The following is a 26,994-nucleotide window of genomic DNA, read 5'->3' on the forward strand; positions in this document are numbered from 1 at the left end:
CCCTTAAGAAATAAGGGCTCTGAAAAGGGAAGGTTAGCCGTTTAGACGAGAACGTAGAGCGTCACGGACCTTGTTGCGATCGATAGAGTTGATCGCTGGTGATACTTCTGGGTTTGTGTCTACGCCAAAGCTTGGATCAACAGGCTCAGGACGGTCGACTGGTGAATCTAAGCCCCATTCTGGCGTGTCACCCATATCTGGTGTTGGGCGATCAGGTGCGTTATCCACTGGCGGTTGAGTCGGTACAGCGACGCCGAAGTCAGGATCTGTTGGCTCTGGTCGGTCTGGTGCATTACCCATATCTAGCCCCCAGTCAGGAGTATCACCCATATCTGGTGTCGGACGGTCTGGTGCATTATCAACTGGTGGTTGAGATGGTACTGCAACGCCAAAACCAGGATCGACAGGCTCAGGACGGCTAGGTAGGTTACCGGTATCTAAGCCCCACTCTGGAGAGTTATCAATGTCAGGAATAGTTGGCGATTGAGAGTCACCGGCAACACCACCTGACGAAGAACAACCAGCAAGCACCAATGAACCTGCCACTACTAAAGCGATAAGAGATTTTTTCATAATTGACTACCTTAAAGTCTGACAAATTTTAGACTGGCGAGATAAATGTGATTACTGCCAGGTGTTATTGAGCTGCCAGTTCCTTAGGCGAGGGCGAAGAGAATCTAAGGCTTGAGACGAACGTAAATAGCTGCGTCAAAGCAACACCCATCAGCAAATTCCGATGCTGAGCAAAACTGCTGGTGGCTATTATTGTTAATAAGCACTGCTTCATCTAATGGAATGAGCTTATATCAAAGATAAGTAATGCTTATTACTTTTGGTCAGACTGCTAGAATGGATTCGCTTTTATTGACTTGATGGTTGAGTGCGGTCTGTATTTCACTGTGTAGCCAGTGGATGAGAGGGTTGTTGCGATTCTTTATGTGATACTGGCTGAACACGGGCATGGATTTGTCTTGCTCGTCCATCACAATATCGATCGCGCGAAGATTAGGGTAGAGGTCAATCGGGAATAGATTAGAGTGCGGCATAAACATATCTGTGTGTTGTACTACATCGATGATTGCCATGATTAACTCTGATCGGAACGCGACTCTGGTTTTCAGGCCACGATTTTTCATCATCTGTTCAGCGACGCTAAAACTGTCATTCCAACCTGGTGTTATTGATGATGCGATTTCATAGCCGTCAAAGTCTTCTAAGTTTGCTATCGGACCTTTAATAGGGTGTCCTTGGCGGACAAAAACTCTGCCTTTTAGCTCAATAAGAGGCTTTAAGTAAATTTCTTTTGGGGCGCTAATATCGTAATTGACGCCAAATAGTATCTCCCCTTTACTGATGCTTGATAACGTATTATGCGTCCAACCGACGAGTTCGATGTCTGCTTGCGGTGCGTGCTCTCGCAACTGATGAAACAAGGTTCCCGATAAGCAAGCGAGAACCATAGGCGAGAGTGCAATTTTTAACTTGGTATCGATCATTTTAGGATCGAATTCTTGAGATCTGTTCAGTGCTGTAGCCAATCCATCTAAATGGGGAGTTATAGCTTCTGCTAGTTCTATAGAAAATGAGGTAGGCTCTAACCCAGAAGACACTTTGACAAACAAATCATCATTGAAATGATTACGCAGTTTTTTAAGTGACTGGCTGATCGCAGGCTGAGAGACGAATAGACGCTGAGAAGCCTTGCGCATATTGAGTTCTTGAGATAAAACCAGAAAGGTTCTCAGTAGGTTTAAATCTAAGTTGGAAAACAGATCTTTTGCCATGTGCGGATAACCTTAATACTTTTGCGAAACAAAGGTTTGTTCTTCAAGTGGAGCTCGAATATAACCTTCTTTGTTGAGCTCTGGTAGTTCGATCTCTGGGTAGGTAATATCCTGATACTCAATTTGTTCAAGTAGATGGCTAATGCAGTTTAGGCGAGCACGTTTTTTATCATCTGAAGGGACTACCCACCATGGGCACTGCTTGGTGTCTGTATAGGCAAACATCTTATCTTTGGCCTCAGAGTATTCAGCCCAGCGGTTGCGCGATTCTAAGTCCATTGGGCTGAACTTCCAGCGCTTGATGGGAGTTTTGATTCGCTCTAAAAAGCGTTTTTCCTGTTCTTCATCGGAGACGGAAAACCAATATTTGAGCAAGATGATGCCAGAACGCTGCAACATACGCTCAAATTCAGGGCAAGATCGCAGAAATTCATCGTACTGCTCATCAGAGCAAAAGCCCATCACCTTTTCAACACCCGCTCGGTTGTACCAACTACGGTCAAAAAGGACTATTTCACCAGCGGCAGGTAGGTGTGCAACGTAACGTTGGAAGTACCACTGGGTTTTCTCTTTTTCAGTAGGGGCGGGTAATGCAGCGATTCTACAAATGCGAGGGTTGAGTTTTTCTGTGATGCGTTTAATAACGCCACCTTTGCCAGCGGCGTCACGTCCTTCAAAGATCACAACGACTTTGAGGCCTTCCTGTTTTACCCACTCTTGCAGCTTTACCAACTCAATTTGAAGGCGTTGAAGTTCCTTTTCGTAAAACTTCTTATCCAGTTTGCTCTTAGCCATAGCGCACTCCTTTGTTATCAAAAGGTTAGCACTTGTGGAGTAGGGATGAGAGTTTTATCACTGAGAACTGAGAGCCTCTACGACCTTTTCGATGGCAGAGCTATTGGTCACTGGAATCATGAAATCGTCGATGTTCTGATTACCCATTTTGGCTTCTTCGCTGATGTTAGTCATATAGCTTGAGCGGGCACTCTTACCTGATAGATGAACTTCTCTGACGCCAGTGTGTTGAACGATGCTTTGAACATTGTCGGCTGTTAGTCCAGCACCGGCCATGATTGAGATTCTACCGTCAGCCACTTTGACCATCTGTTGCAGAACCTCTTTTCCTTGTCCTACATTGGCAGCCAAACCTGAAGTGAGGATACGCTCGCAGCCTAATGAAATTATCTGTTCAAGAGCTTGCTGCCAGTTGCTGCTTTGGTCAATGGCACGGTGGAACGTGATACCTAAATTATACAACTTGGCGCGTTGAGTCAGCTGTTCGGCTAACCGCATATCGATATGTCCATCGGCACTCAGCACCCCCAGCACTACGCCTGCTAATCCCGCCTCTGCTGCCGCTTCGATATCGAGTAACATTGCCTCAATATCATCTTGGTCGTACAAGAAGTCGCCTTGCCTTGGGCGAATCATAGCGTAGACAGGGATAGGGGATATTTGAGCTGCTTTTTTCATAAAACCAAAGCTGGGCGTTAATCCACCAAGCGCTAGAGATGAGCATAGCTCGATGCGTGTTGCGCCACCTGTAATCGCATTATGCAGTGATTCAAGATTATCGATACAAACTTCAACGTGGTACTTCATAAGTAAAGCTCTCTGAGGATAAAGTTGGCGTTATTTTAGCAGTCGAAGAGAAAGATATTAGGGTAAAGGTCGAAGATTTGATTTCCTCAAAAATGAGTGGGAGAAAATAAAAAACCTCAGCATGAGCTGAGGTTTAAGATCTTGAGCAGGAGCTAGATTAAGCTGCGTCGTCTTGTGCTGGTTCAGCGTCTTCGACTGCTTCAACCTTTTTAGGCTTCTTAGGTGCAGGTTTGCGTTTTGCACCCAGTGCGTAGAGCACTTCTTCTTTGTTTTGCGCTAGGAACATAGCCAAGTCTTCTTTCTTGCCTTCGTCTTCTAGCAGTTCACTTTTACCTAGTAGCTCAAAAAGCTCATCAGCCATATCAAGCATCTTGTCATATGCGTCAGCTTCCGCTTTAGAGGTAAAAGTCATTTTCTCTTCTCCGTTGCGTTCTACCACGTACTTGACGATTACAGCCATGGTTGGTCCTCTAACTCAAATTATCAAAAATATTTACTGTCTGTTTATACAGCTTATTGATGGCAAAGTCTAGGTAGCACAGGCGATCATGAGGTTGAGATCGGCAAAAATTTGATAACGCTCTGTTCGTTATTGAGAAGATAACGGTAAGCAGAACTGGAAAAGGTGTTCCGCCGCTATCTTGGCAACACTTTCTAGCATCTCTGGCGGAGGATTATCTATCGAGTGAATCTGCAATCCATCGAGCATGGTCACAGCATAATGTGTCATGACTTGAATGTCGGCATTTTGCACGAGTTGACCATCATTGGCGGCTCTTGCAAAACGATTTTGAATGAGCTGAATGAATTCTGCACGCATCTTCAAAGCGGATATTTTAACCACACTAGATTCATCGCTACAGGCCAGAGAACTCTGGATCATCAAGCAACCTTTGTTCTTCTCGTTGCTGCATTTTGCTTCGGCAGTTCGGGAAAAAATAGTCTCAATCACATCGCGAATTTGAGGCTGCTCCAATGCACTAAAGAATGGTGCGCCTTCACGATTCTTATACATCTCTACCGCTTGAAAATAGAGTTGCTCTTTATTGCCAAACGTTGCGTACATACTTGGTTTGTTGATACCCATCGCTTGGGTGAGATCTTTGAGTGACGCGCCGTCGTAACCTTGTGTCCAAAAGACATCCAAGGCTTTCTCTAGAGCGATTTCTTTATCAAAGCTTTTTGGGCGACCACAGGTTAAACGGACCATAACTTTATTCAACAACTTCTCAAATATAACACTCAAATGGTAAATCGCAGGCCGTGCGTTGTCCATATCGCAAATGTATTCATTTGGTAAATTTAACTTGATCAATGTCAAAAGTTAAGATTATTATACCGATCGGTACAAAATCAATGTAAGGATAGCGAGATGGTAGGTAAACACCTTAAAACACCCCTTCTACTTATCTCAATTGCAGCACCTTTGGTGTTGTCGGGATGTCAGGATTCACATGCAGAAGTGACTCAGTCTGCACCACCACCGCCAGGTGTTGAGGTGGCAGAAGTGCTGGTTGAAACCATCACTGAGCTTGATGAATATACGGGTCGTTTAGAATCACCTCAGACTGTATCGGTGATTCCGCGAGTGTCGGGCTATGTTGAACAAGTGCATTTTGAAGAAGGCACCATGGTTGAAGAAGGCGACGTTCTTTTCTCCATTGATGACCGAGCATTTGTTGCGGAAGTAGAGCGACTTGAAGCGGAACTGAGCAGCGCTAAAGCCAGTTACAACCAATCGATCAAAGATCACCAGCGCGCGCTTAAGCTCAATAAGAACAACGCTATTTCGCAAGAAACGGTGGATGCACGTTTTACCGCTAAGCAACGCGGTGCGGCGAGTGTTGCTGCGATTAAAGCTTCGCTATCTCAAGCCAAATTAGATTTAGCCTTTACCAAAGTCACTGCCCCGATCACAGGCAAAGTGTCTAGGGCTGATATCACTAAGGGCAACTATGTATCAGCAGGTGATACTCAGTTAACCACGCTAGTGTCGACCGCTCATATGTACGCTTACTTCGATGTTGATGAAGTGACCTTCCTTAAGTACCAGAAGTTGAACAAGCTTAAAGCAGGTGAAGGTTACGCGAAGCAGCTAGTGCAGCTTGGCTTAGCGAATGACGCGGCTTACCCACGAGTAGGGCACATCGACTTTGTTGATAACGCAATCAATCAAGCAACAGGCACAATTCGAGTTCGTGCTGTCTTCGATAATGAAGATCAGTCTTTATGGCCTGGTATGTTCGCGAAGCTGCGTATTACGGGTTCAAGCAGCTACGAAGGTGTATTGATCGACAATCGTGCAGTGGGCACAGACCTCAACAATAAGTATGTGTTGGTTCTTGATGAGAACAATATCGTTCAGTATCGCGCGGTTTCGCTAGGTGAAAAACTCAATGGTTTACGCATTGTGGCGGATGGTTTATTGCCGGGCGATAAAGTGGTGGTGAATGGTCTGCAACGTGTGCGTGCCAACATGCCAGTGACACCAAGTGAAGTCACGATGGCGAACGAATTGACCTTATCAATGTTGCGTGACCAACAAGATCTGATTGACCAACAGCGCCAATCTCTTACTACAGCGGCATTAAACGAGAAGGGATAACAGGATGTTTTCTCAGTATTTTATTCGTAGGCCGATATTTGCATCGGTCCTGTCGATACTCATTTTTATCGCAGGCGCACTGTCAGTGTGGCAGCTGCCTATCACTGAGTATCCAGAAGTTGTGCCTCCTACGGTCGTTGTTACGGCAACCTACCCGGGCGCAAACCCTAAAGTTATAGCCGATACGGTCGCATCTCCTCTCGAAGAGGAAATTAATGGTGTCGAAGATATGTTGTACATGTCTTCGCAAGCCACCTCTGATGGGATGATGACCTTAACGGTAACCTTTGAAATTGGGACGGACGCTGACAAAGCTCAAACCTTAGTGCAAAGTCGCGTTGACCGCGCATTACCAAGGTTGCCAGAAGAGGTTCAGCGTTTAGGTGTGGTTACCGAGAAGTCGTCTCCTGACTTGACCATGGTGGTTCACCTTTACTCTCCAGATGAACGCTACGATTTGCTCTACTTAGCAAACTATGCGGCGCTTAACGTACGTGATGAAATTACCCGCATTGAAGGTGTTGGCGCGGTGCGTGTATTTGGTGGCGGCGAGTACAGCATGCGTATCTGGCTTGACCCTAATAAGGTCGCTGCACTGGGCTTAAACCCTACCGAAATCATTGCAGCAGTACGTGAGCAAAACCAACAAGCAGCGGCAGGTAGCCTAGGTGCGCAGCCAAGCGGCAATTCTGACTTCCAATTGCTGATCAATGTGAAAGGTCGTCTCACTGATGTTGAAGAGTTTGAAAACATCATTATCAAAGTCGGTGAAAACGGTCAGGTTAACCGTCTTAAAGATGTTGCTCGAATTGAGCTTGGCGCAGAAACCTACTCACTACGTTCACTATTGGATAACCAAGATGCGGTAGCGATCGGTGTTTTCCAAGCTTCTGGTTCGAATGCAATCCAGATCTCTGAAGATGTGCGTAGCAAGATGGCTGAGCTTGAGCAGAGCTTCCCACAAGGCGTGGCATACGACATCGTTTATGACCCGACAGTCTTTGTTCGTGGCTCAATTGAAGCGGTTGTTCAAACGTTGCTAGAGGCGGTATTGCTGGTTGTTTTGGTTGTAGTGCTGTTCCTACAAACGTGGCGCGCGTCAATCATCCCGCTGGTGGCTGTTCCGGTTTCTTTGGTCGGTACGTTTGCGTTCATGCACCTGATGGGCTTTTCACTCAATGCGCTATCGCTGTTTGGTTTGGTACTGGCGATAGGTATCGTGGTCGATGATGCCATTGTGGTGGTGGAGAATGTTGAACGAAACATAGCAGAAGGCTTGGCCCCGATTCCGGCAACGGAAAAAGCGATGCGTGAAGTGACTGGGCCTATCGTCGCGACGACCTTAGTTCTTGCTGCGGTATTTATTCCTACCGCCTTTATGTCTGGCTTAACGGGGCAGTTCTATAAGCAGTTTGCGCTGACGATTACCATCTCGACCTTTATATCTGCGATTAACTCATTGACCTTGAGTCCTGCGTTATCGGCACTGTTACTAAAAGGTCATGATCAGCCTAAAGACTGGCTAACTCGTGTGATGGATTCACTGTTTGGGCGCCTGATTTTTGCTCCGTTTAATAAGCTGTTTAATAAAGGTGCGAATGCTTACGGCTATGTGGTGAAGAAAACCATCCGCCTCGGTGCCTTGATTGGTGTTATCTATGTTGGATTACTAGGCTTAACCGCTTATCAGTTTGATCAAACGCCGACAGGTTATGTACCAGGGCAAGATAAGCAGTATTTAGTTGCTTTTGCTCAGTTACCTGATGCGGCTTCCCTTGAGCGTACCGATGCTGTGATTCGTGAAATGTCTGAGATTGCACTTGCTCAACCAGGCGTTGAACACTCGGTGGCTTTCCCGGGATTAAGCATCAATGGTTTTACCAATAGCCCGAACAGCGGAATTGTCTTCACGCCATTGTCTGATTTTGAAGACCGACAAGACCCTAGCTTGAGTGCAGGTGCAATCGCGATGCAACTTAACCAGAAGTTTGCTGCGATTCCAGATGCCTTTATTGCCATCTTCCCGCCGCCACCCGTTCAAGGTCTGGGTACGATTGGTGGCTTTAGGCTACAAATCCAAGATAGAGGTAATCACGGCTATGAGGCTTTGTATCAGGTCACTCAACAAGTCATCATGAAGGCTTGGGCTGATCCTGCTTTGACAGGTGTATTCTCAAGCTATCAGGTTAATGTGCCACAACTAGAGCTAGACGTAGATCGTACTAAAGCGCTGAAACAAAATGTCTCTTTAGATGAGGTCTTTGCAACGCTGCAATCTTACATGGGCTCAACTTACGTCAACGACATCAACCGATTTGGTCGCACCTATCAGGTGAATGTTCAGGCTGATGAAGCGTTTCGTCAAAACCCAGAGCAGATCCGCCAACTTAAGGTAAGAAATGCCGATGGCGAAATGATCCCACTTGGCTCATTTGTCAATGTTGATAACGTCGCGGGCCCTGATCGCGTCATGCACTACAACGCCTATAAGACCGCAGAAATTAACGGTAGCCCAATGCCGGGTGTTAGCTCTGGTGAAGCGCAGGCAGCGATTGAAAAGATTCTCGCTGAGACTTTGCCAATCGGCATGACTTACGAGTGGACGGAGCTCACTTATCAGCAAAAACTTGCAGGTAATACCGCAACCTTAATCTATCCATTGGTGATTCTATTGGTGTTCTTAGTACTGGCTGCACAGTACGAGAGTGTACGTTTACCTATGGCGATTATATTGATTATTCCAATGACGTTGTTATCAGCGATCAGCGGTGTGATCTTGTGGGGAAGTGACAACAACATCTTCACCCAAATAGGTTTGATTGTATTGGTTGGTTTGGCGACTAAGAACGCAATTTTAATTGTTGAGTTTGCCAAGGAATTACAAGATAGAGGTCGTACAGTCATGGAAGCAATCTTAGAGGCATCTCGCCTACGTTTGCGCCCGATTCTAATGACATCTATCGCCTTTATTATGGGCGTGGTTCCTATGGTGTTCTCAACTGGTGCAGGTGCCGAAATGAGGCAAGCAATGGGTATTGCCGTCTTTTCCGGCATGATTGGTGTCACTGTGTTTGGACTACTGCTAACACCGTTGTTCTACTACGTACTGGCAAAACGTGGCCAACAGAAGAAACAAGCAGCTGAGCACAATATTGCACTTGAACCTGCAAATGAATCCACTGTCTGATCCCGCTAATTAGGATTCGTAGGGCAACTCTGGTTATTGGAGTTGCCCTTTTTTTAATCCCATTGATGGCAATATTCGATAAAGGATTTGAGCAATGGGCTCTGATATTTTTCTTTATGTACCAGCAACCAGTAGCGCCTTTTCATATCCAAAGAGAGTTTAAGTTCTACCACTCTACCATCGGTTAGCGCCGGCTGAGCCGCGAGTTTTGATAAGCAACCCAAGCCAAGCCCAGCAGAGACACTGTTAATCAACGCTTCTGTGGTGTTGAGCTGAAATGACTCATGCCACTGTTCAATACGAGGAGCAATTGCGCGAAGGAAAAACTCTCTCGAGCCTGAACCCGGCTCGCGTAAAATCCACTCACTCTCTTCTAAATCACCAACACTAAACCTTTGTTTATTTGCCAGTGGCGAATCAGGGGAGCAGATCACGCACATCTCGTCTTGGCTGAATTGAGTGGAAATAAGTTCAGGGTGCAGTGTTTTTCCTTCAATAAGTGCAAGATCGAGCTCATAGTCGACCAACTTCTGACAGATCAATGCAGAGTTGGAGATAAACAAACTTTGCGAGTGGTGATTGGTATGGCGACGGAAATCACTAATTAGATAGGGAGCAACTTGATTACCTATGGTGTCACTAGCCCCAATTCTTAGTTCACCCGTTAATGTCTGGTCATTATCAAATAACTGTTCAATATCTTGCGCCCGCTCAATGAGTTCGTCCGCTAAAGGCAGTAGTTTCTGCCCTTCTTGATTGAGGATAAGTCGGTTATTGACTCTATCGAACAATGAATGGCCGATTTGTTTTTCTAGCTCTGACAACGCCATGCTGACTGCCGCCTTAGACAAAAACAAGGCTTCTGACGCTGCCGTTAACGTGTCATGTTGCGTGATTGAGATAAACACTCTGAGCTGTTTTAGAGAAATATTCGCGGCCATAGCTTCGTTTAGATTGTCTGAACATGTGTTTTAAATAATTAGATATTATCGAACAGTTGGCAAGCGTAAACTAGCTCCATGGTAAGCAAACTAGGTAAATAAAGATGATTAAAGCAGCAAAAGCAAAAGTGATGGGTGCACCTACTCCTATGGCAGGCTTAGCGCTTGGTATCGCCAGTTTAGGATGGTGTTGGGAAAATGCAGCCCCATTTGATGGTTATGCTCAGTGGAGTGGTGCGGTAATCGCAAGTGTATTGCTGGCTGTTCTAGCAGTAAAATTTCTCTTTCATAATCATCTATTGCGTGAAGATCTTGCTCACCCTGTCGTGGGTAGTGTTGTACCAACGTTCGCGATGGGCACTATGGTGGTTTCGAATTCTTTAGGGCATTTTTACCCTTTAGCTGGCGATTTACTTTGGTTATTTGCGGTCGGTCTTCACATTGTGTTTCTAGTCAGTTTTATCTACCACAGAGCGCAAGAGTTTGAATTGCACCATATGGTACCGAGTTGGTTCGTACCACCGGTAGGCATCATAGTGGCTGATGTATCTTTCTCAGGTAACCCTGTTTTGAGCCATATTGCAGATGGGGCGCTATTGTTCGGAATGGTCGCCTATGCCGTGATGCTGCCAATGATGATCTATCGTTTTATGTTTACTCATGAGATTCCAGACGCAGCAAAACCAACCATGGCGATCATGGCAGCACCTGCCAGCTTATCGTTAGCGGGATATTTAACGGTCACTGCTGACCCTTCACCTGTGATCATTGGTCTGCTGTTTGGCATTGCGATCTTGATGACAGCTATTATCTATCTGGCTTTCTTTAAATTACTCAGACTGCCATTTAGCCCAGGTTACGCAGCATTTACCTTCCCAATGGTGATTGGTGCAACAGCGCTATTTAAACTTGCCGCATGGATGGAAACCATTGGCGTTGCAAACAAGTACATTGTGCAAGTGCAATGGATAGCCGCCATTGAACTGGTTGTAGCGACCTTAGTCGTTAGCTACGTGGCCTTAAGATATCTCACCTTCTACAAGCCTGTGAGCAATGCATTGGGCTTAGCATCAAATTAACGCAGTCCTTGTTCTCTCAGCCTTTTATACAAGGTGTTGCGGCTGATGTTCAAATCTTTCGCGGTCGCAGAAACATTGCGGCCGTTTTGCTCATAAACGCTCAGCCACTCTCCCTGGTCTAACTCGGATTGTTCGGGATGAGTCAGGAGACTGATATTGGTTGTTGCCATCGCTATTGGCTCTGGTTGCTGTGCTTCAAGGTCGTGCAGTTCAAGATCATGCAGAAAGTCATCAGGAAGGTGTTCGACACAGATAGTCTCATCGCCAGCCATCGCAATCGCAATTTGAATCACACTGACCATCTGCCTGATATTACCCGGCCAAGGGTGTGACTTAAACATGGCTAGCACTTCTAGGCTGATAGTGGGCGTTTCCTCATCGAGCGAGTATTTGGCTAGCAAGAACTTCACTAAGGCTTCTTTGTCTGTTCTCTCCCTCAGAGCGGGCAGAGATAGATTGAGTCCCGTAACTCGGTAGTATAAATCTTGGCGAAATGTGCCTCGTTCTACATCCTGTTTTAAATTCCGGTTTGTCGCAGAAACTAATTTAAAGTCAACAGGATATGATGTGGTTGAACCGAGTGGCGTTACTTTACGTTCTTGCAAGACGCGCAGCAGTCTAGCCTGAACATTCATTGGCATATCGCCCAATTCATCTAAGAACAAGGTGCCTTTGTCTGCCTTGCGGATTAATCCGATATAGCCTTTGGTGTTCGCTCCGGTGAAAGCACCTTTTTCGTAACCGAATAGCTCTGACTCCACTAACTCGGCCGGAATTGCTGCGCAGTTTACTGCAATCATAGGAGCGTGTTTTCGTTCACTAGATAGATGTAGAGCGTTGACGAATACCTCTTTACCTACGCCCGTTTCACCGTGAATCAAGATCGGAATGTCGGTATTTAGAATGCGACTTGCCTGAGTAATGGCCTTTGCCAATCTAGGATCGCCCATGTTCAAGCGCTCCAAATCCAGCGGTGCTTTTGCGTCTTTTAATTCAGTTTTAGGAATCGATTTACGGTAGTCGATTTGCCTTCCTTGAGGCACCTTTGGTGGGGTAATAATGCCAAAAAAACTAAAGCGTGAATGGGTGCTAATCGCCGTCGGATTGAAAGGAGGGTGAGACAACAGCTGCTCAAGCTTAATATCAAAAATCTGTTCCAGTCTTTGCAAAGCTAGATCTTGTCCGAGTACGACTTCTGCACGTCGATTAGCAGAAACGATCACACCTTGTTCATTGAACACCAGCAAAGATGACCACTGGCTATCAATGTTTTCAGGGGAAGTGTTAAACCACAGTAGATAGTGATCAGATTGAAATTTAGAGGCGATGAGTTGGTTCTCAATTGCTTGTGACATCAACTTCACCATACCCAAGGTATGCGCCGTCGGCATGTAGGCATCGCTAGAAATAGACAGTACGCCAGCAATCTTTCTTTCGGCATCAAATAGTGGCGCAGCTGAACCCGTCATAAATCGATTGGATGTCAAAAAGTGTTCATCGTGAAACACCTGAACAATAGAACCCGTTTCAAGGGCGGTACCTATCGCGTTGGTGCCGATAAGTCCTTCCTGCCAATGCACACCGTTTTGGAAAACTTGCGGTTGCCTTTGCGAGAAAAAGCGTTGTTCACCCCAGCTGTTCAACACCTGACCATTAGTATTTGCTAGCGTGATCAAGCAATTGCTATTTGAAAGTAAGCTGTCATAGAAAGGCAATACCTTTTGCTGAGTTGTCGTCAGCAACCCCGAGTGTTCTTCGAGAGTGTGCGAAAAGGCTTGTCCTGTTTCCATCTCTATTATCGGGTTGCTGTTGTGAACTAGCCCAGCATCCCGACAGCGTTGCCAGGAGCTCTCGATCATTGATTGATGTTTTTTGTCCATAGTGTTGGCCAATAGCAGCGATACAAAGTCATTTTTAAGTAATTATTCTAATTGTTCGTATGTGAACGTTAATGATCACAAACGCTCACTTAACATATCACTCATCTGAACACCTTGAACATGTTTTGAACACATTTTATTAACAAATGTTACGGTGGTCTCATATGTGGAATGAGTATGAAATCTAGGTCCTTACTGAGTTTTTAGTCACAATATCCTTATGTTTAAAGGGCTGGAAAACTGTATTGTAAAATAATTGTTTCAAATTTTGTAAGTTGGCATGACTCTCGCTCTACCGAACAATATCGAAAAAAATTATTGTTCGAATGGTAAGGAGTTTTTAGTGTCATTAACACTTGAGCAGGTAAGCAAATACGTTGACGGTGAGATGCATATCTCAGACGTTAACCTCACCTTTGAGCCTGGTTCGTTCAATGTGTTGCTAGGACGCACATTGGCAGGAAAGACCTCGTTGATGCGACTTATCGCAGGTCTAGACAAACCAACATCAGGGAAGATTCTGGTAAACGGCGTGGATGTCACGGGAGTCTCCGTAAGGGAGCGTAACATCTCGATGGTGTATCAGCAGTTCATTAATTATCCCAACCTAAGCGTGTTTGAGAACGTGGCTTCGCCACTACGCTTGGCGGGTATGCCAGAGAAAGAGATTCAAGAGCGTGTTCGCGCAACCGCAGAAATGTTGCGCATTACTGAACACTTGAAGAAACATCCATTAGAGCTTTCTGGCGGTCAGCAGCAGCGTACAGCGATGGCTCGCGCTTTAGTTAAAGATGCGGAAATCATTCTTTTTGATGAACCGCTCGTAAACCTTGACTACAAGCTACGTGAAGAGTTGCGTCAAGAAATGCGTGAGCTATTCCAAACTCGACACACCATTGCGATTTACGCGACAACGGAGCCGAATGAAGCGCTTGCGCTTGGCGGTACAACCACCATTCTGCATGAAGGTCAGGTGATTCAATCTGGCCCGACTGCCTCGGTTTATCACCAACCAGATAACGTCGATTCAGCAACCTTATTTAGTGAACCACCTATTAACCTGATCTCGGGTGCAGTAACCAGCAATGAAGTGACGTTTGATAAGAGTGCTCATTTCCCACTTAACCAGTCACTCAGTAAGTTGGATAAAGGGGAGTATCAATTTGGCATTCGCCCGAGCCATCTGAGTTTACTGCCAAAAAATGACGACGATGTAGAGCTAACCGTTCAGGTAGAAGTCGCAGAGATTAGTGGCTCTGAGACGTTTCTCCATGTACGTAATGCGCACCTCGATATGGTGCTGCACTTACCAGGCGTGCATACCTACGATGTGGATGAGACGATCAAAATCTATATTCCAATCCACAAATTCTATGTCTTTGGTATGGATCAGAACCTTATCCATGCCCCGATTCGTGATGTTAGGGGGTAGTCGCCATGGTTCAAATTACACTCAATTCACTCGCACATACTTATGATAAGAAACCAACGGCTTCATCGCCTTATGCGATTAAAGAGATGAATCACGTTTGGAAGCAGGGCGGTGCATACGCTCTATTGGGGCCATCGGGCTGTGGTAAGTCGACACTGCTGAACATTATTTCTGGATTGATGAGCCCATCTCAAGGTGATGTGATGTTTGACGACATGCGAGTCAACGAGCTTCGCCCACAAGACCGTAATATCGCTCAGGTTTTCCAGTTTCCAGTCATCTACGACACCATGTCTGTCTACGACAACTTGGCGTTTCCACTGCGCAACATGAAGGTACACAAAGCAAAGGTGCACTCCAAAGTGACCGAAATTGCTGAAATCTTAGAGCTGACCAATGTACTGTCGAAAAAAGCGCAACACCTTACCGCAGATGAAAAGCAGAAAGTGTCAATGGGGCGCGGTCTAGTGCGAGATGACGTGTCGGCGATTTTGTTCGATGAACCGCTCACCGTTATCGATCCGCAGTTGAAGTGGAAACTGCGCCGCAAGCTAAAGCAAATCCATCAGCAGTTCAATATCACCATGGTGTACGTCACACACGATCAGCTTGAAGCGTCGACGTTCGCTGATGAAATTGCCGTGATGTACAACGGCCAGATTGTTCAATTTGGTACCCCAAGAGAGCTGTTTGAAAGACCGAACCACACCTTTGTTGGTTACTTCATTGGCAGTCCAGGCATGAACTTAATGGAGGTGACGCCAACGGATAATGGCGTGATGTTCGATGGTGTGGAAGTGCCGTTATCTGAGTCCTACCGTCATGCCGTTGCTCAAGCAGGTAGCAACAACATCAAGATCGGTATTCGACCTGAATTTGTCCATGTGTGGGAGAAGGGCAATGAGTCTGCGCTGCGTTGTGAAGTGTTACACGTTGAAGACTTAGGTACCTACAAGATTGTCACACTGCAATTGGGTAATAAACAAATCAAAGCACGTCTTCAAGAGGATCAACCTGTTCCAGAAAAAGAGGCTTACATCAGCTTCCCTGAACAATGGACCATGCTGTATGTCGATGAATTCTTAGTCAACGTAGGGGAAGAGTAATGGATAAGGTAGCAAACAATAAAGCGTGGTTCCTCGTTCTACCCGTCTTCATATTGGTCGCATTCAGTGCGATTGTGCCCTTGATGACCGTAGTGAACTATTCGCTACAGGATATTTTTGATGCTAACACCGCATACTTTGTTGGCACCGAGTGGTATCGAGAAATTCTTAATGATGATCGATTACATGGCGCGCTTCTTCGTCAGTTTGGTTTTACTTTCACGATTTTGCTTATCGAAGTTCCGCTGGGGATCATTGTCGCCCTGACAATGCCAACCAAAGGTAAGTGGTCTGCATTTTGTCTGATTGTGTTAGCGATTCCATTGCTAATTCCACTTAACGTAGTCGGCACGATTTGGCAGATCTTTGGTCGAGCAGATATCGGTTTGTTTGGTTGGGCACTCAATGGCATGGGGATTGACTACAACTACGCGGGCAACCCAATTGATGCATGGTTAACGGTTATTCTGATGGATGTCTGGCACTGGACATCGTTAATCGCGTTGCTGTGTTATTCAGGCTTACGCGCTATTCCTGACGCTTACTATCAGGCGGCGAACATCGACCGCGCTTCTACTTGGTCAATCATTCGTTACATTCAGCTGCCGAAGCTAAAGAGTGTGCTGTTAATCGGCATTCTTATCCGCTTTATGGACAGCTTCATGATTTACACCGAACCGTTTGTCTTGACGGGTGGTGGACCGGGTAACTCAACGACCTTCCTCAGCCAAACGCTGACCAAAATGGCTATTGGCCAGTTCGATATTGGTCCTGCGGCCGCTTTCTCAATTATCTATTTCCTAATCATCTTGTTGGTGAGTTGGGTGTTCTATACCGCAATGACGCACGGTGAAAACAAGTAAGGAAACTACAATGGCGATGACAAAATCAAAATACACCCGCTATACACAAATTGTCGGGTTAGCGTTCTACATCATCTGTTTGATGCTGCCGATTTACTGGTTACTCAACATGTCTTTCAAGGAGAACCAAGAAATCTTAGGTGGGCTGAGCTTCCTGCCAGAGACTTGGACGCTGAAAAACTATGCGACCATCTTCTCTGATTCAAGCTGGTACATGGGGTACGTGAATTCCATCATTTACGTAGTCATGAACATGGTTATTACCCTAACAGTGGCACTGCCAGCCGCATACGCTTTCTCGCGTTTCAAGTTTATTGGCGACAACCATCTGTTCTTTTGGCTGTTGACCAACAAAATGGCGCCACCAGCGGTATTCCTGCTGCCATTCTTCCAGCTTTACTCGTCGGTTGGTCTTTTCGATACCCATATTGCGGTCGCGCTTGCGCACTGTTTGTTCAATGTCCCTTTAGCGGTATGGATTCTTGAAGGCTTTATGTCGAGTGTGCCACGTGAAATCGATGAGACCGCTTACATTGACGGTTACAGCTTTCCGAAGTTTTTCGTGAAAATCTTTTTGCCGATGATCCGTTCGGGGATTGGGGTCTCGGCTTTTTTCTGCTTCATGTTCAGCTGGGTAGAGTTACTACTCGCACGTACGCTGACCTCTATTGATGCCAAGCCTATATCAGCGGTTATGACCCGTACTGTCAGTGCGTCTGGTATTGACTGGGGCGTATTGGCGGCTGCCGGTGTGCTGACCATTTTGCCAGGTATTTTGGTTATCTGGTTTGTGAGAAACCATGTTGCGAAAGGCTTCGCATTGGGTCGAGTTTAAGGAGATAAATCATGGCTTGGATGGCATGGACAACACCTTCAGCACTGTTCTTTCTGGGGATTGCGCTGATCTTACTCACAATGACGATTCGAGAAATTCGTACGCCATGTATTGAGCGTAAAGGGTTTCTTCCTATCACGACCACACGTGGCGATCGTCTGTTTATCGGCTTATTAAGCTCCGCATTTATCCACCTTGGATTTGTAGGGCTGACTGAATTATCGATTTGGGTGCCATTTACGCTTTGCGTGATCTGGCTGGGTACAGTTTTGAAATGGGGATAAATACAACTGACTGACATGTGCTCATTACCAGTCTGACAGGATGCCATAGTCGCTAGGTAATGAGTGTAATCAATAACGTAAGAGACAGAATACTCATAACTGGAGTTACACAATAATGAAAAAGGATATCAAAAAGTCTTACCTTGCACGTAGCTTAGCACTGACCTTTGCGCTTGCTGCAATCTCTCCTGCTGCGCTAGCTGACATGGCGGCGGCAAAAAAATGGATGAGTGAAGAGTTTACTCCGACGACCTTGTCACAGGATGAACAAACGCAAGAGATGCAGTGGTTTATCGATGCTGCTAAGCCTTACCAAGGTATGGAAATCAATGTTGCTTCTGAAACCATTACTACGCACGAGTACGAAGCGAAAGTATTGGCAAAGGCATTCTATGAAATCACAGGGATCAAGGTAAATCATGACCTGATTCAAGAAGGTGATGTAGTAGAAAAGCTACAAACTCAGATGCAAACAGGGCGTAACATCTACGACGCCTACATTAACGATTCCGACTTGATTGGTACTCACGTTCGTTACGGTAAAGTTGTACCTATTTCAGACTTCATGGAAGGTGAAGGGAAAAGCGTAACTAACCCATACTTAGACCTGCAAGACTTTATTGGCTTGGACTTCACGACAGGCCCTGACGGTAAGCTCTATCAACTTCCTGACCAACAGTTCGCGAACCTGTACTGGTTCCGCGCAGACTGGTTTGAACGCGAAGATTTGAAAGCTAAGTTCAAGAAAGCGTATGGCTATGAGCTTGGTGTACCTTTGAACTGGTCAGCGTATGAAGATATCGCCGAGTTCTTTACCGATAAAGTTAAGACCATTGATGGCGAGCCTGTATACGGTCACATGGATTACGGTAAGAAAGATCCTTCGCTAGGTTGGCGTTTCACGGACTCGTGGTTCTCAATGGCGGGTGCGGGTGACAAAGGTATTCCAAACGGCCTACCTGTTGATGAATGGGGTATTCGTATTGAAGGTTGTAAGCCAGTTGGCTCAGATGTCGCTCGTGGCGGTGCAACCAACGGCCCAGCAGCGGTTTATGCAACGACCAAATATGTGGATTGGCTTAAGCAATATGCGCCACCAGAAGCTCAGGGTATGACATTTGGTGAAGCAGGCCCAGTTCCAGCTCAAGGTTCTATCGCGCAGCAAATCTTCTGGTATACCGCCTTTACTGCTGATATGACCAAGCCAGGTCTTCCTGTTGTTAATGAAGACGGCACACCTAAATGGCGTATGGCTCCGTCACCACGTGGTCCATACTGGGAAGACGGTATGAAGCTAGGTTACCAAGATGCGGGCTCGTGGACATTCCTCAACAGTACACCTGTTGATCGTCGTCAGGCTGCATGGTTATACGCTCAGTTTGTGGTTTCTAAATCGGTCAGCTTGAAGAAAACTCTGGTTGGTCTAACGCCAATTCGTGAGTCGGATATCAACTCAGATGCGATGACGGAAGCGGCGCCAAAACTAGGTGGCTTGGTTGAGTTCTACCGCAGTGATGCTCGTAAACAATGGACACCAACAGGAACCAACGTGCCAGATTATCCAAAACTGGCTCAGCTTTGGTGGCAATACGTTTCTGAAGCAGCAAGCGGTGAGAAAACACCTCAAGAAGCGCTGGATGGTTTAGCAAAAGCCCAAGACCGAGTATTGCAACGTCTAGAGCGTAGTGGCGCACAAGGTGAGTGTGGTCCTCAGCTGAATCCGAAGAAAGACCCTGAACACTGGTTATCTCAGCTAGGTGCTCCAAAAGCGAAACTGGCTAACGAGAAGCCACAAGGTAAGACTATCGCTTACAAAGATCTCATCGCTCAATAAGGTTTTATCGCCTTAATTGATGATTTCTCCCTCCTACCCGCTCTTGTCTGTTTAAGGCTTGAGCGGGTATTTTGATTCGAGCCAAATCATACGCTTATAACGCTCTCGAAATTGATCAGCTTGTGCTAGTCTCACCCTAGTTGCGGCAATATTAGTGTGAGTGCATTTTGTTTACTGTCTACCATTCCAACCAAGTCGACGTCTTAAAGTCACTACTTGTTGAGCTTGTTCGTCTCAATCCATTAGAAAACCCTTTCGATAAAGAGCAGATCTTGGTGCAAAGCCCGGGTATGTCTCAGTGGTTGAAGATGGAACTGGCTAAAGAGTTTGGCGTAGCGGCGAACATTGATTTTCCTCTGCCAGCGACATTTATCTGGAATATGTTCACAGAGGTATTGCCAGATGTACCTAAGCGTAGCGCCTTTAACAAAGAGTCGATGACGTGGAAGCTGATGCACATCTTGCCTGGGCTTTTGGGTCAGCCAGAGTTCGAGCCGCTTAAACGCTATCTAGAGCAAGACGAAGATAGCTCCAAGCTTTATCAATTATCAGAGAAAATTGCCGATATCTTTGATGGTTATCTGGTTTATCGACCAGAGTGGATTGCCAGTTGGGAAGCGGGCCAAGCGGTACTGGAATTGGAAGATGAGCACCCTTGGCAGCCGATTTTATGGCAAGCGCTTTACGATCATACCGTTGCCTTAGGTCAATCACCTTATCATCGCGCCAACTTGTACGAACACTTTATCGATACCTTAGAAAACTTTCAGGGCAGTTTTGAACATTTGCCTCAGCGCTTGTTTGTGTTCGGAATTACTTCACTGCCGCCACGTTATATGGATGCGCTTAAAGCCATTGGTGAGCACATTGATGTCCACCTGATGTTTACCAACCCTTGTCGTTACTACTGGGGCGAGGTAAGAGACAGAAAGTTCTTAGCACGTTTAGCGGCAAAACACCGTAAACATGTAGTGTGGAATCAAGACCACTCAGAGCAACAGGGCGAGAGTGAGCAACTAAAAGGCTCGATTGAAGATAACGTACTTGATGAGCTACATACCGATGCGGTGGGTAATAGCTTACTCGCTTCAATGGGTAAGTTGGGACGCGACAACATGTATCTTCTTTCGCAGCTAGAGTCCCATGAGATTGAAGCCTTTGTTGATGTCGAGCGAGACTCATTGCTCCATCAACTTCAAGCAGACATTCTCAATCTTGAAGAGCATCAAGATGATCATCAGTTAGAAACCAGCTCGCATAAGCAAGTGGTGCAATTAGGCGATAAGTCCCTCACGCTACACGCTTGCCATAGCCCGATGCGTGAAGTGGAAGTCTTACATGATCAGCTTTTGGCGATGTTCGATGCCGATCCAAGTTTAAAGCCACGCGATATTATTGTCATGGTGGCGGACATCAATGCCTACAGCCCAGCCATTCAAGCCGTGTTTGGCAACGCTCCCGGTGAGCGATTTATCCCTTACTCTATTTCTGACCGTACCGCCGACCAAGAAAGCCCAATCCTTAATGCATTTATGCAGTTGGTTAACCTGCCAAACACCCGTTGTTTAGCATCTGAGTTACTCGAACTGCTTGAAACTCCGGCGATCTTAGCTCGATTCGGGTTAACGGAAGATGAGTTTATTTTGGCCAAACAGTGGGTAGAAGAGTCGGGTATTCGTTGGGGATTGAATGCAACCACAGGGCAAGAATTTGATTTGCCTGAGACAGCGCAAAATACTTGGCAGTTTGGTATTGAGCGCATGTTGCTTGGTTACGCCATGCCAGAATCAGCAGGGCTGTTTGAATCAAGGTCAGGAGCGCTTTCACCTTATAATGAAGTGCAAGGAATGGGTGCGGAATTAGCGGGCAAGTTGGCGCACTTTATTGAGACGGTCAGCGATTACCGACACAAACTGCTACAAACTCAATCAATTGATAGTTGGCGCGAAATACTGACCTTGCTGCTGGATGATTTCTTTAGTGTTGAACTGGAAGGTGAGGCGGCGCTGAAGTCGATTCGTGACACCTTAGCCAATTTAAAAGAGCAACTGACTGACGCTGCTTTCGAGCAGTCATTATCTCCGGCGATTATTACCACCTATTTGAACAACAAGCTGTCTGGGACGCGGATCAGCCAACGCTTCCTTGCTGGGCAAGTGAACTTCTGTACCTTGATGCCGATGCGTTCTATTCCGTTCAGAACGGTTTGCTTACTGGGTATGAATGATGGTGTCTATCCACGTTCTATGCCGCCAGAGGGCTTCGATCTGATGAATGGGCGAACCAAACCAGGGGATCGCTCTCGCCGAGATGATGACAGGTACCTATTCCTAGAGGCCATGCTGTCTGCACAGCAAACGCTATACATCAGTTATGTTGGCCGCTCAATCCAAGACAATACAGAGCGTGTGCCATCGGTGCTGGTTTCTGAGCTGATGGAGTATTGCCACCAAAACTACCGCCTAGATGGAGACGAGGTGTTAGCGAGTGATGAGTCTGGAGAAAAACTGCTATCAGAACTTATCACTCACCACTCTATGGTGCCGTTTAGTGCTACCGCGTTTGTCGGTGAGCATCCAAGTTATGCTAAAGAGTGGTTACCTGCGGTGAACAGATTAGGCCAGGTGAGCGGTGAGTTTAATCGACAACTGCAAGATTACTTACTCGATGCGACCTACCCGTTAGAGCTAGATCTGGTTGAGTTGCAACGCTTCTGGCGTTTGCCGGTGCAATACTTTTTCAATCGCCGCTTAAAAGTGATGTTTGAGCCACCGCTACCGGTAATGGAAGATGACGAGCCTTTTGTACTTAATGGCTTAGAAAGCTATCAAATGCGCGACAGTTTATTGGATAGCTTATTCAAACAGCAGCTTTCTGGTGGGCAAGATAGCAAGGGTGTGATTGAAAGCTTTGTTAAGCAGCAACGGGCGCAAGGGAAATTACCGGTTGGCGCATTTGGTGATATCGAGTTTGAAACTAACCGAGTTCAGGCGCAGGAGCTGGTGGAAAAACTGACTTTCTTATGTGGCAGCGAAGTTAATGACCTCGAAGTAAAGCTGACATTTGACGTCTTAGGTGAGGATAAAAAGATTAACCTAACTGGCTGGCTGACACAGTATTATCAGTCGGGTTTAATTCGTTTTCGCAGCGGTAAGATTCGCTCACAAGACTACTTGTCTGCTTGGATAGACCACCTAGCGATGTCGGCGATGGGCATTAGTAAGCGCACCCATATGATTGGTTATGATCGCAAGGAAGGGGTTGTTCATCTTATCTACCCTGAAATTGCAGATGCCAGCTACGCTCATAGCTTGTTAGCTGAGCTAGTTCGTTTGTTCTATCAAGGCATGACCGAACCCTTGTGCTATTTCCCGAGAACTGCATTAGCAGGTGTTGAAGCGGGATTCAGTCGCGGGAACTGGGTGGATGATGAAGAGAAATCATTCAAGAAAATGGCCGATACATTTAACGATGGTTTTATGGCAGCAGGTGAAGGCAATAACCCTTACATCTCGCGTATCTGGCCAAGTTGGAACGACAACTTAGCAGCGCAGGCACGCACCATCACAGCATTGGTACTGCAAACCCCTCGACTAGAGGCAAAGAGCAGTGAAGACATGCAATAGATCAGCTTAGTGGAAAACGGGTTGAAGGAAAGTAGGTGGCCGCCAGTAAATCATTATAGTGTAGGGCGTTCGCTGTACGGCCACAGGTCAGAGGGACCATTATTCTGTCGGTTTGTTGCAACTTGGCTGTTTAGACAAGCTCAGAGTTGCTCAACACATGGCGCGCATAGTAGCGGTTAGGTAACAAGCCTGCCGTGAGAAAGATCTCATAAAGTCCCAAGTTTTTAGGGATTTATATTAATAACAATCGTTTTTAAGTCTGGATCACATTTGGATCTCGGGTTTTCATACAAAGGGCAAATATTTTATGACAGCAACGTCAATGGTTACTCCGCTTAATGCCATGACTTTTCCCTTGCACGGTGCACGATTAATTGAGGCATCGGCGGGTACCGGTAAAACCTTTACTATCGCTGGCTTATACCTAAGATTGCTTCTCGGTCACGGTACATCCGAGACCAAACATCAGCTGCCGTTGACTGTCGACCAGATTTTAGTGGTGACCTTTACTGAAGCTGCGACTTCTGAGCTACGAGAGCGTATCCGAGAAAAAATTCACAAAGCTTATTTAGCGTTTAAACGAGTAAAGCAAACTGAATCGGGTGATGAAATAATTGATGCATTAGTTTCGGAGTTCAGTGACCACAAACAAGCCGCGGAGATCCTTTTGCAAGCGGAAAGGCAAATGGATGAAGCTGCGGTTTATACCATCCACGGCTTTTGCCAACGTATGCTAACCCAAAATGCATTTGAATCAGGTAGTCGCTTTAACAACGAATTTGTGACTGATGAGAGTCATCTTAAAGCTCAGATTGTTGCCGATTACTGGCGACGTAATTTCTATCCCCTGCCGCTTAATTTAGCAGGAGAGGTGCGTCGAATCTGGAATGCCCCCTCTGATTTATTGCGCGATGTGACTAACTATCTGACTGGTGCGCCACTGAGCCTGTCTGTGGCTGCGATGAGTGGCAGTCTAGCGGACTTACACCAACAAAATCTAAAGCGTATCGATGAATTGAAATCGCTATGGCGAGAGCATCAGGATGACTTTTTTGCCCTAGTTAGTGACTCTGACGTCAACAAACGCAGTTACACCAAAAAGTCTTTACCGACTTGGCTCGAAGCGGTCAATGTGTGGGCGGCAACAGAAACGACGGGCTATGACTATCCAGACAAACTGGAGAAGTTTGCCCAGAATACCTTGGTTGAGAAAACGCCGAAAGGCACCGCGCCGCAGCACCTTGTTTTTGAAGCGATTGATGCTTTCCTTGCTGCGCCAATCAGTCTTAAAGCGCCCATTCTTGCCCATGCGATTGAACATTGTCGCGAGATGTTGGCAAAAGCCAAACAGCAGAAACAGTGGCTCTCTTTTGATGACTTGCTGACTAATCTTTCTGCCGCTATTGATGGTGATGAATCTGAGCTACTTGCAGAGCGGATTCGAAGTCTCTATCCGGTCGCTATGATTGATGAGTTCCAAGATACCGACCCCCTTCAATACAGTATTTTTAGCCGTATCTATTTGAACAACCCTGAATGTGGTTTGTTTATGATCGGCGATCCCAAACAGGCAATCTACGGCTTCCGTGGCGCAGATATTTTTACTTACATCAAAGCGCGTAATCAGGTTTCGTCGCACTTCACTCTAGGCACTAACTGGCGTTCTAGCGCGGATATGGTCAGTGCGGTAAACCAGATCTTTGAGTTGCCTTCGAGCCCGTTTATTTACGATAAAGATATTCCATTCTTGCCTGTCGACTCTAGCCCCAACGCGGATAAACGCGTTTGGACTATCGGTGGTCAAAAGCAACCCGCGCTCACTTATTGGTTGCAAGATGCCGACGAGAAGCCATTACCAAAAGGTGAGTACCTAGAGGCGATGTCTAAAGCTACCGCGGATCAAATCCAAACCATTCTTACTGCAGCGCAAAACGAGCAAGCGTTCTTTGAAGATGGCAAAGGAGAGCATTCTATTCAGGCGGGAGATATTGCAGTACTGGTTCGAACCGGTAATGAAGGTCGTATGGTGAAAGAGGCTCTCGCCAAACAAGGTATTGCGAGTGTTTATCTATCAAACCGAGACAGTGTGTTTACCTCGCTTGTCGCCCAAGATATTCAGCGTTTATTGCAAGCGGTACTGACGCCAGAAAATGATCGCGCCTTACGAGCAAGCTTGGCTTGTGAAATGTTTGCTCTCGATGCAGGTAGTTTAGATAAGCTCAACAACGATGAAAATGAGTGGGAAAACGCAATCAATGAGTTTAAAGAGTACCGTAAACTCTGGATTCAGCGAGGTGTGCTCCCTATGTTGCGCAGTGTGATGAGCAAGCGACATATTGCCGAGCGTTTACTAGAAGAAGAAGGTGGAGAGCGTGCACTGACCGATTTGATGCACATTGGTGAGCTGCTACAGCAAGCAAGTCAGGAGCTCGATAGTGACCATGGTTTACTGCGTTGGTTGGCTCAAGCAATCAGTGATGCACAAAATGGTTTAGGTGGCAGCGAAGACCAAATCCAACGCTTGGAATCAGAGCGTAATTTGGTGCAAATCGTAACAATCCACAAATCGAAAGGTCTGGAATATGATCTGGTGTTCTTGCCTTTTGTTCTCAGCTATCGCGAGGCTAGCGAAGCAAAATACTATGATGAGCAACAAGACAAAACTATTTTAGATATTACTGGGCAAGATGCTTCTTTAGCGCAAGCTGATAAAGAGCGCCTTGCTGAAGATTTACGCCTAATCTACGTAGCGCTTACCCGTGCCGTTTATAGCTGTTTTGTCGGGGCTGCGCCACTAAGAAACGGTCGTTCTACTAAAGAACCAACCGGTGTTCATCACAGTGCGATGGGATATTTGCTACAAGATGGTAAAGAAGGGGGGATCAATGATCTCACTAATGCTATCCAACAGCATGTTAATGGGCTGGAAAGTGTGCGATTAAGCGACTTACCAGAGCCACAACAAGAGGTCTTTGTTGCCCATACTTCGCAGCAGCAAGATTTAACTGCAAGCGAGCTGAAAAGTGTGATTGATCGAGATTGGCGAATCACCAGTTATTCTGGATTGGTAAAACAGAGCTCTCATCATAGCTCAGATGCCTTTACCGACTTAATGCATCTTGATATTGATTCTTCCGATGAGCATGATGAAGATGAGTTAGTTGAACCAGAGCAATCCATCTTCACTTTCCCGCGCGGCGCTAGACCCGGTACTTTCCTGCATACGTTATTCGAAGAAGTCGAATTTACCGAGCCAAGTACTAGCGAAGCGAATACTGAGATTATCACTCATCTTCTCGACAGTGAGCAGTTAGACCCAAGTTGGCTACCGATTTTACAGCAGTTGATTGATACCGTGTTAGCCACACCACTGGATGGCAAATCTTTGCTGCTTAACCAGAAAGGGCCAAGCCAACGTTTAGTTGAGATGGAGTTCTTGCTACCGATTGAGGTACTGGCGGCGCCCGCATTAAATCGCGTCATCCAACGTCATGATCCTTTATCTGCAAAGGCTGGTGACCTAGGCTTCTATACCGTTCAAGGTATGTTGAAGGGCTTTATTGACTTGGTATTTGAGCATCAAGGTAAATATTATGTCCTTGACTGGAAATCGAATCATCTTGGTGATGAGGTCGGTTTCTATCACGGAGAAGCGCTAAAATCTGCCATGGCAGATCATCGTTATGACCTGCAATATCAAATCTATGCCTTAGCGCTACACCGCTTCTTACGCAGTCGAATCGCAGATTACGACTACGATCAGCACTTTGGCGGTGTCTACTACCTATTCCTTAGAGGGATGGACGGAGAAAGTGAGCATGGCATTTTCTCTGCCAAACCAAGCCTAGAGTTTCTTAACGATATGGACAGACTCATCGATGGGCAAAGTGTCGATGTGAAAACGAATCAAGCTGGCCAGATGGAGCTACTGTAATC

Annotated in this window: 19 protein-coding genes; 11 read left to right on the forward strand and 8 right to left on the reverse strand. The window is 46.2% G+C overall.

Going from position 1 to position 26,994, the window contains the following annotated elements; translation table 11 throughout:
* Positions 1-33 precede the first annotated feature (33 nt).
* The 6 genes from AC6R00_RS04250 to AC6R00_RS04275 form a co-directional block, all read right to left on the reverse strand.
* On the reverse strand, positions 34-573 hold the full coding sequence (locus AC6R00_RS04250) for a hypothetical protein (protein WP_500639430.1): 540 nt from the start codon (positions 571-573) through the stop codon (positions 34-36).
* Between the two features lie 263 nt (positions 574-836).
* Positions 837-1,784, reverse strand: coding sequence for a LysR family transcriptional regulator (locus tag AC6R00_RS04255; protein WP_500639431.1), 948 nt, complete (start codon positions 1,782-1,784; stop codon positions 837-839).
* 12 nt (positions 1,785-1,796) lie between these two features.
* On the reverse strand, positions 1,797-2,579 hold the full coding sequence (gene ppk2, locus AC6R00_RS04260) for a polyphosphate kinase 2 (protein WP_500639432.1): 783 nt from the start codon (positions 2,577-2,579) through the stop codon (positions 1,797-1,799).
* 57 nt (positions 2,580-2,636) lie between these two features.
* Positions 2,637-3,386: a copper homeostasis protein CutC gene (locus tag AC6R00_RS04265; protein WP_500639433.1), complete on the reverse strand. Its 750-nt coding sequence runs from the start codon at positions 3,384-3,386 to the stop codon at positions 2,637-2,639.
* Between the two features lie 157 nt (positions 3,387-3,543).
* Positions 3,544-3,846, reverse strand: a complete 303-nt coding sequence (locus AC6R00_RS04270) for a YebG family protein (RefSeq protein WP_004747950.1) — start codon at positions 3,844-3,846, stop codon at positions 3,544-3,546.
* Positions 3,847-3,975: 129 nt separating this feature from the next.
* Positions 3,976-4,608 carry a TetR/AcrR family transcriptional regulator gene (locus tag AC6R00_RS04275; RefSeq protein WP_500639434.1) on the reverse strand — a complete coding sequence of 211 codons (633 nt, stop codon included), beginning with the start codon at positions 4,606-4,608 and terminating at the stop codon, positions 3,976-3,978.
* A gap of 150 nt (positions 4,609-4,758) precedes the next feature.
* Between AC6R00_RS04275 and AC6R00_RS04280 the strand changes: the two genes are divergently transcribed.
* Both AC6R00_RS04280 and AC6R00_RS04285 read left to right on the forward strand, forming a co-directional pair.
* A complete protein-coding gene (locus tag AC6R00_RS04280) occupies positions 4,759-5,991 on the forward strand; it encodes an efflux RND transporter periplasmic adaptor subunit (protein WP_272786453.1) in 1,233 nt (410 codons plus the stop codon).
* A 4-nt stretch (positions 5,992-5,995) separates the two neighbouring features.
* The gene (locus AC6R00_RS04285) at positions 5,996-9,178 is read left to right on the forward strand and encodes an efflux RND transporter permease subunit (protein ID WP_500639435.1); all 3,183 of its coding nucleotides are present in this window, start codon (positions 5,996-5,998) and stop codon (positions 9,176-9,178) included.
* A 53-nt stretch (positions 9,179-9,231) separates the two neighbouring features.
* On the opposite strand, the gene AC6R00_RS04290 is transcribed toward AC6R00_RS04285, so the two are convergent.
* Positions 9,232-10,119, reverse strand: a complete 888-nt coding sequence (locus tag AC6R00_RS04290; protein ID WP_171322216.1) for a LysR substrate-binding domain-containing protein — start codon at positions 10,117-10,119, stop codon at positions 9,232-9,234.
* A gap of 104 nt (positions 10,120-10,223) precedes the next feature.
* Here AC6R00_RS04290 and AC6R00_RS04295 point away from each other — a divergent pair, with 104 nt between their 5' ends.
* On the forward strand, positions 10,224-11,198 hold the full coding sequence (locus AC6R00_RS04295) for a TDT family transporter (protein ID WP_500639436.1): 975 nt from the start codon (positions 10,224-10,226) through the stop codon (positions 11,196-11,198).
* Here AC6R00_RS04295 and AC6R00_RS04300 read toward each other — a convergent pair.
* A complete protein-coding gene (locus AC6R00_RS04300) occupies positions 11,195-13,078 on the reverse strand; it encodes a sigma-54-dependent Fis family transcriptional regulator (RefSeq protein ID WP_500639437.1) in 1,884 nt (627 codons plus the stop codon). The two genes, AC6R00_RS04295 and AC6R00_RS04300, sit on opposite strands and share 4 nt — an antisense overlap.
* A 343-nt stretch (positions 13,079-13,421) precedes the next feature.
* Between AC6R00_RS04300 and AC6R00_RS04305 the strand changes: the two genes are divergently transcribed.
* The 8 genes from AC6R00_RS04305 to recB all read left to right on the forward strand — a co-directional run bounded on the left by AC6R00_RS04305 (position 13,422) and on the right by recB (position 26,992).
* Positions 13,422-14,510, forward strand: a complete 1,089-nt coding sequence (locus AC6R00_RS04305; RefSeq protein ID WP_500639438.1) for an ABC transporter ATP-binding protein — start codon at positions 13,422-13,424, stop codon at positions 14,508-14,510.
* 5 nt (positions 14,511-14,515) lie between these two features.
* Entirely contained in the window at positions 14,516-15,616 is a 1,101-nt protein-coding gene (locus AC6R00_RS04310) for an ABC transporter ATP-binding protein (RefSeq protein WP_171322221.1), read from the forward strand.
* A complete protein-coding gene (locus tag AC6R00_RS04315; protein ID WP_004746259.1) occupies positions 15,616-16,479 on the forward strand; it encodes a carbohydrate ABC transporter permease in 864 nt (287 codons plus the stop codon). The genes AC6R00_RS04310 and AC6R00_RS04315 overlap by 1 nt, the downstream gene beginning before the upstream one ends.
* A 16-nt stretch (positions 16,480-16,495) precedes the next feature.
* Positions 16,496-17,314: a carbohydrate ABC transporter permease gene (locus AC6R00_RS04320; RefSeq protein WP_004746260.1), complete on the forward strand. Its 819-nt coding sequence runs from the start codon at positions 16,496-16,498 to the stop codon at positions 17,312-17,314.
* An 11-nt stretch (positions 17,315-17,325) separates the two neighbouring features.
* Positions 17,326-17,598 carry a DUF2160 domain-containing protein gene (locus AC6R00_RS04325; RefSeq protein WP_004746261.1) on the forward strand — a complete coding sequence of 91 codons (273 nt, stop codon included), beginning with the start codon at positions 17,326-17,328 and terminating at the stop codon, positions 17,596-17,598.
* A gap of 115 nt (positions 17,599-17,713) precedes the next feature.
* Complete coding sequence (locus AC6R00_RS04330; RefSeq protein ID WP_494505743.1) at positions 17,714-19,432, forward strand: extracellular solute-binding protein; 1,719 nt, start codon at positions 17,714-17,716, stop codon at positions 19,430-19,432.
* A gap of 167 nt (positions 19,433-19,599) precedes the next feature.
* On the forward strand, positions 19,600-23,058 hold the full coding sequence (gene recC, locus AC6R00_RS04335) for an exodeoxyribonuclease V subunit gamma (RefSeq protein ID WP_500639439.1): 3,459 nt from the start codon (positions 19,600-19,602) through the stop codon (positions 23,056-23,058).
* A 307-nt stretch (positions 23,059-23,365) separates the two neighbouring features.
* Positions 23,366-26,992, forward strand: a complete 3,627-nt coding sequence (gene recB, locus AC6R00_RS04340) for an exodeoxyribonuclease V subunit beta (protein ID WP_500639440.1) — start codon at positions 23,366-23,368, stop codon at positions 26,990-26,992.
* The last annotated feature ends 2 nt before the right edge of the window (positions 26,993-26,994 follow it).

It is taken from the genome of Vibrio sp. R10-SF1-ISO8 (genome assembly GCF_059833805.1).

Bases quoted from the DNA above. Each gene is read 5' to 3' on its own strand.
- AC6R00_RS04250 (WP_500639430.1), bottom strand. From the start codon at position 573: ATGAAAAAATCTCTTATCGCTTTAGTAGTGGCAGGTTCATTGGTGCTT.
- AC6R00_RS04255 (WP_500639431.1), bottom strand. From the start codon at position 1,784: ATGGCAAAAGATCTGTTTTCCAACTTAGATTTAAACCTACTGAGAACC.
- ppk2 (WP_500639432.1), bottom strand. From the start codon at position 2,579: ATGGCTAAGAGCAAACTGGATAAGAAGTTTTACGAAAAGGAACTTCAA.
- AC6R00_RS04265 (WP_500639433.1), bottom strand. From the start codon at position 3,386: ATGAAGTACCACGTTGAAGTTTGTATCGATAATCTTGAATCACTGCAT.
- AC6R00_RS04270 (WP_004747950.1), bottom strand. From the start codon at position 3,846: ATGGCTGTAATCGTCAAGTACGTGGTAGAACGCAACGGAGAAGAGAAA.
- AC6R00_RS04280 (WP_272786453.1), top strand. From the start codon at position 4,759: ATGGTAGGTAAACACCTTAAAACACCCCTTCTACTTATCTCAATTGCA.
- AC6R00_RS04285 (WP_500639435.1), top strand. From the start codon at position 5,996: ATGTTTTCTCAGTATTTTATTCGTAGGCCGATATTTGCATCGGTCCTG.
- AC6R00_RS04290 (WP_171322216.1), bottom strand. From the start codon at position 10,119: ATGGCCGCGAATATTTCTCTAAAACAGCTCAGAGTGTTTATCTCAATC.
- AC6R00_RS04295 (WP_500639436.1), top strand. From the start codon at position 10,224: ATGATTAAAGCAGCAAAAGCAAAAGTGATGGGTGCACCTACTCCTATG.
- AC6R00_RS04300 (WP_500639437.1), bottom strand. From the start codon at position 13,078: ATGGACAAAAAACATCAATCAATGATCGAGAGCTCCTGGCAACGCTGT.
- AC6R00_RS04310 (WP_171322221.1), top strand. From the start codon at position 14,516: ATGGTTCAAATTACACTCAATTCACTCGCACATACTTATGATAAGAAA.
- AC6R00_RS04315 (WP_004746259.1), top strand. From the start codon at position 15,616: ATGGATAAGGTAGCAAACAATAAAGCGTGGTTCCTCGTTCTACCCGTC.
- AC6R00_RS04320 (WP_004746260.1), top strand. From the start codon at position 16,496: ATGACAAAATCAAAATACACCCGCTATACACAAATTGTCGGGTTAGCG.
- AC6R00_RS04325 (WP_004746261.1), top strand. From the start codon at position 17,326: ATGGCTTGGATGGCATGGACAACACCTTCAGCACTGTTCTTTCTGGGG.
- AC6R00_RS04330 (WP_494505743.1), top strand. From the start codon at position 17,714: ATGAAAAAGGATATCAAAAAGTCTTACCTTGCACGTAGCTTAGCACTG.
- recB (WP_500639440.1), top strand. From the start codon at position 23,366: ATGACAGCAACGTCAATGGTTACTCCGCTTAATGCCATGACTTTTCCC.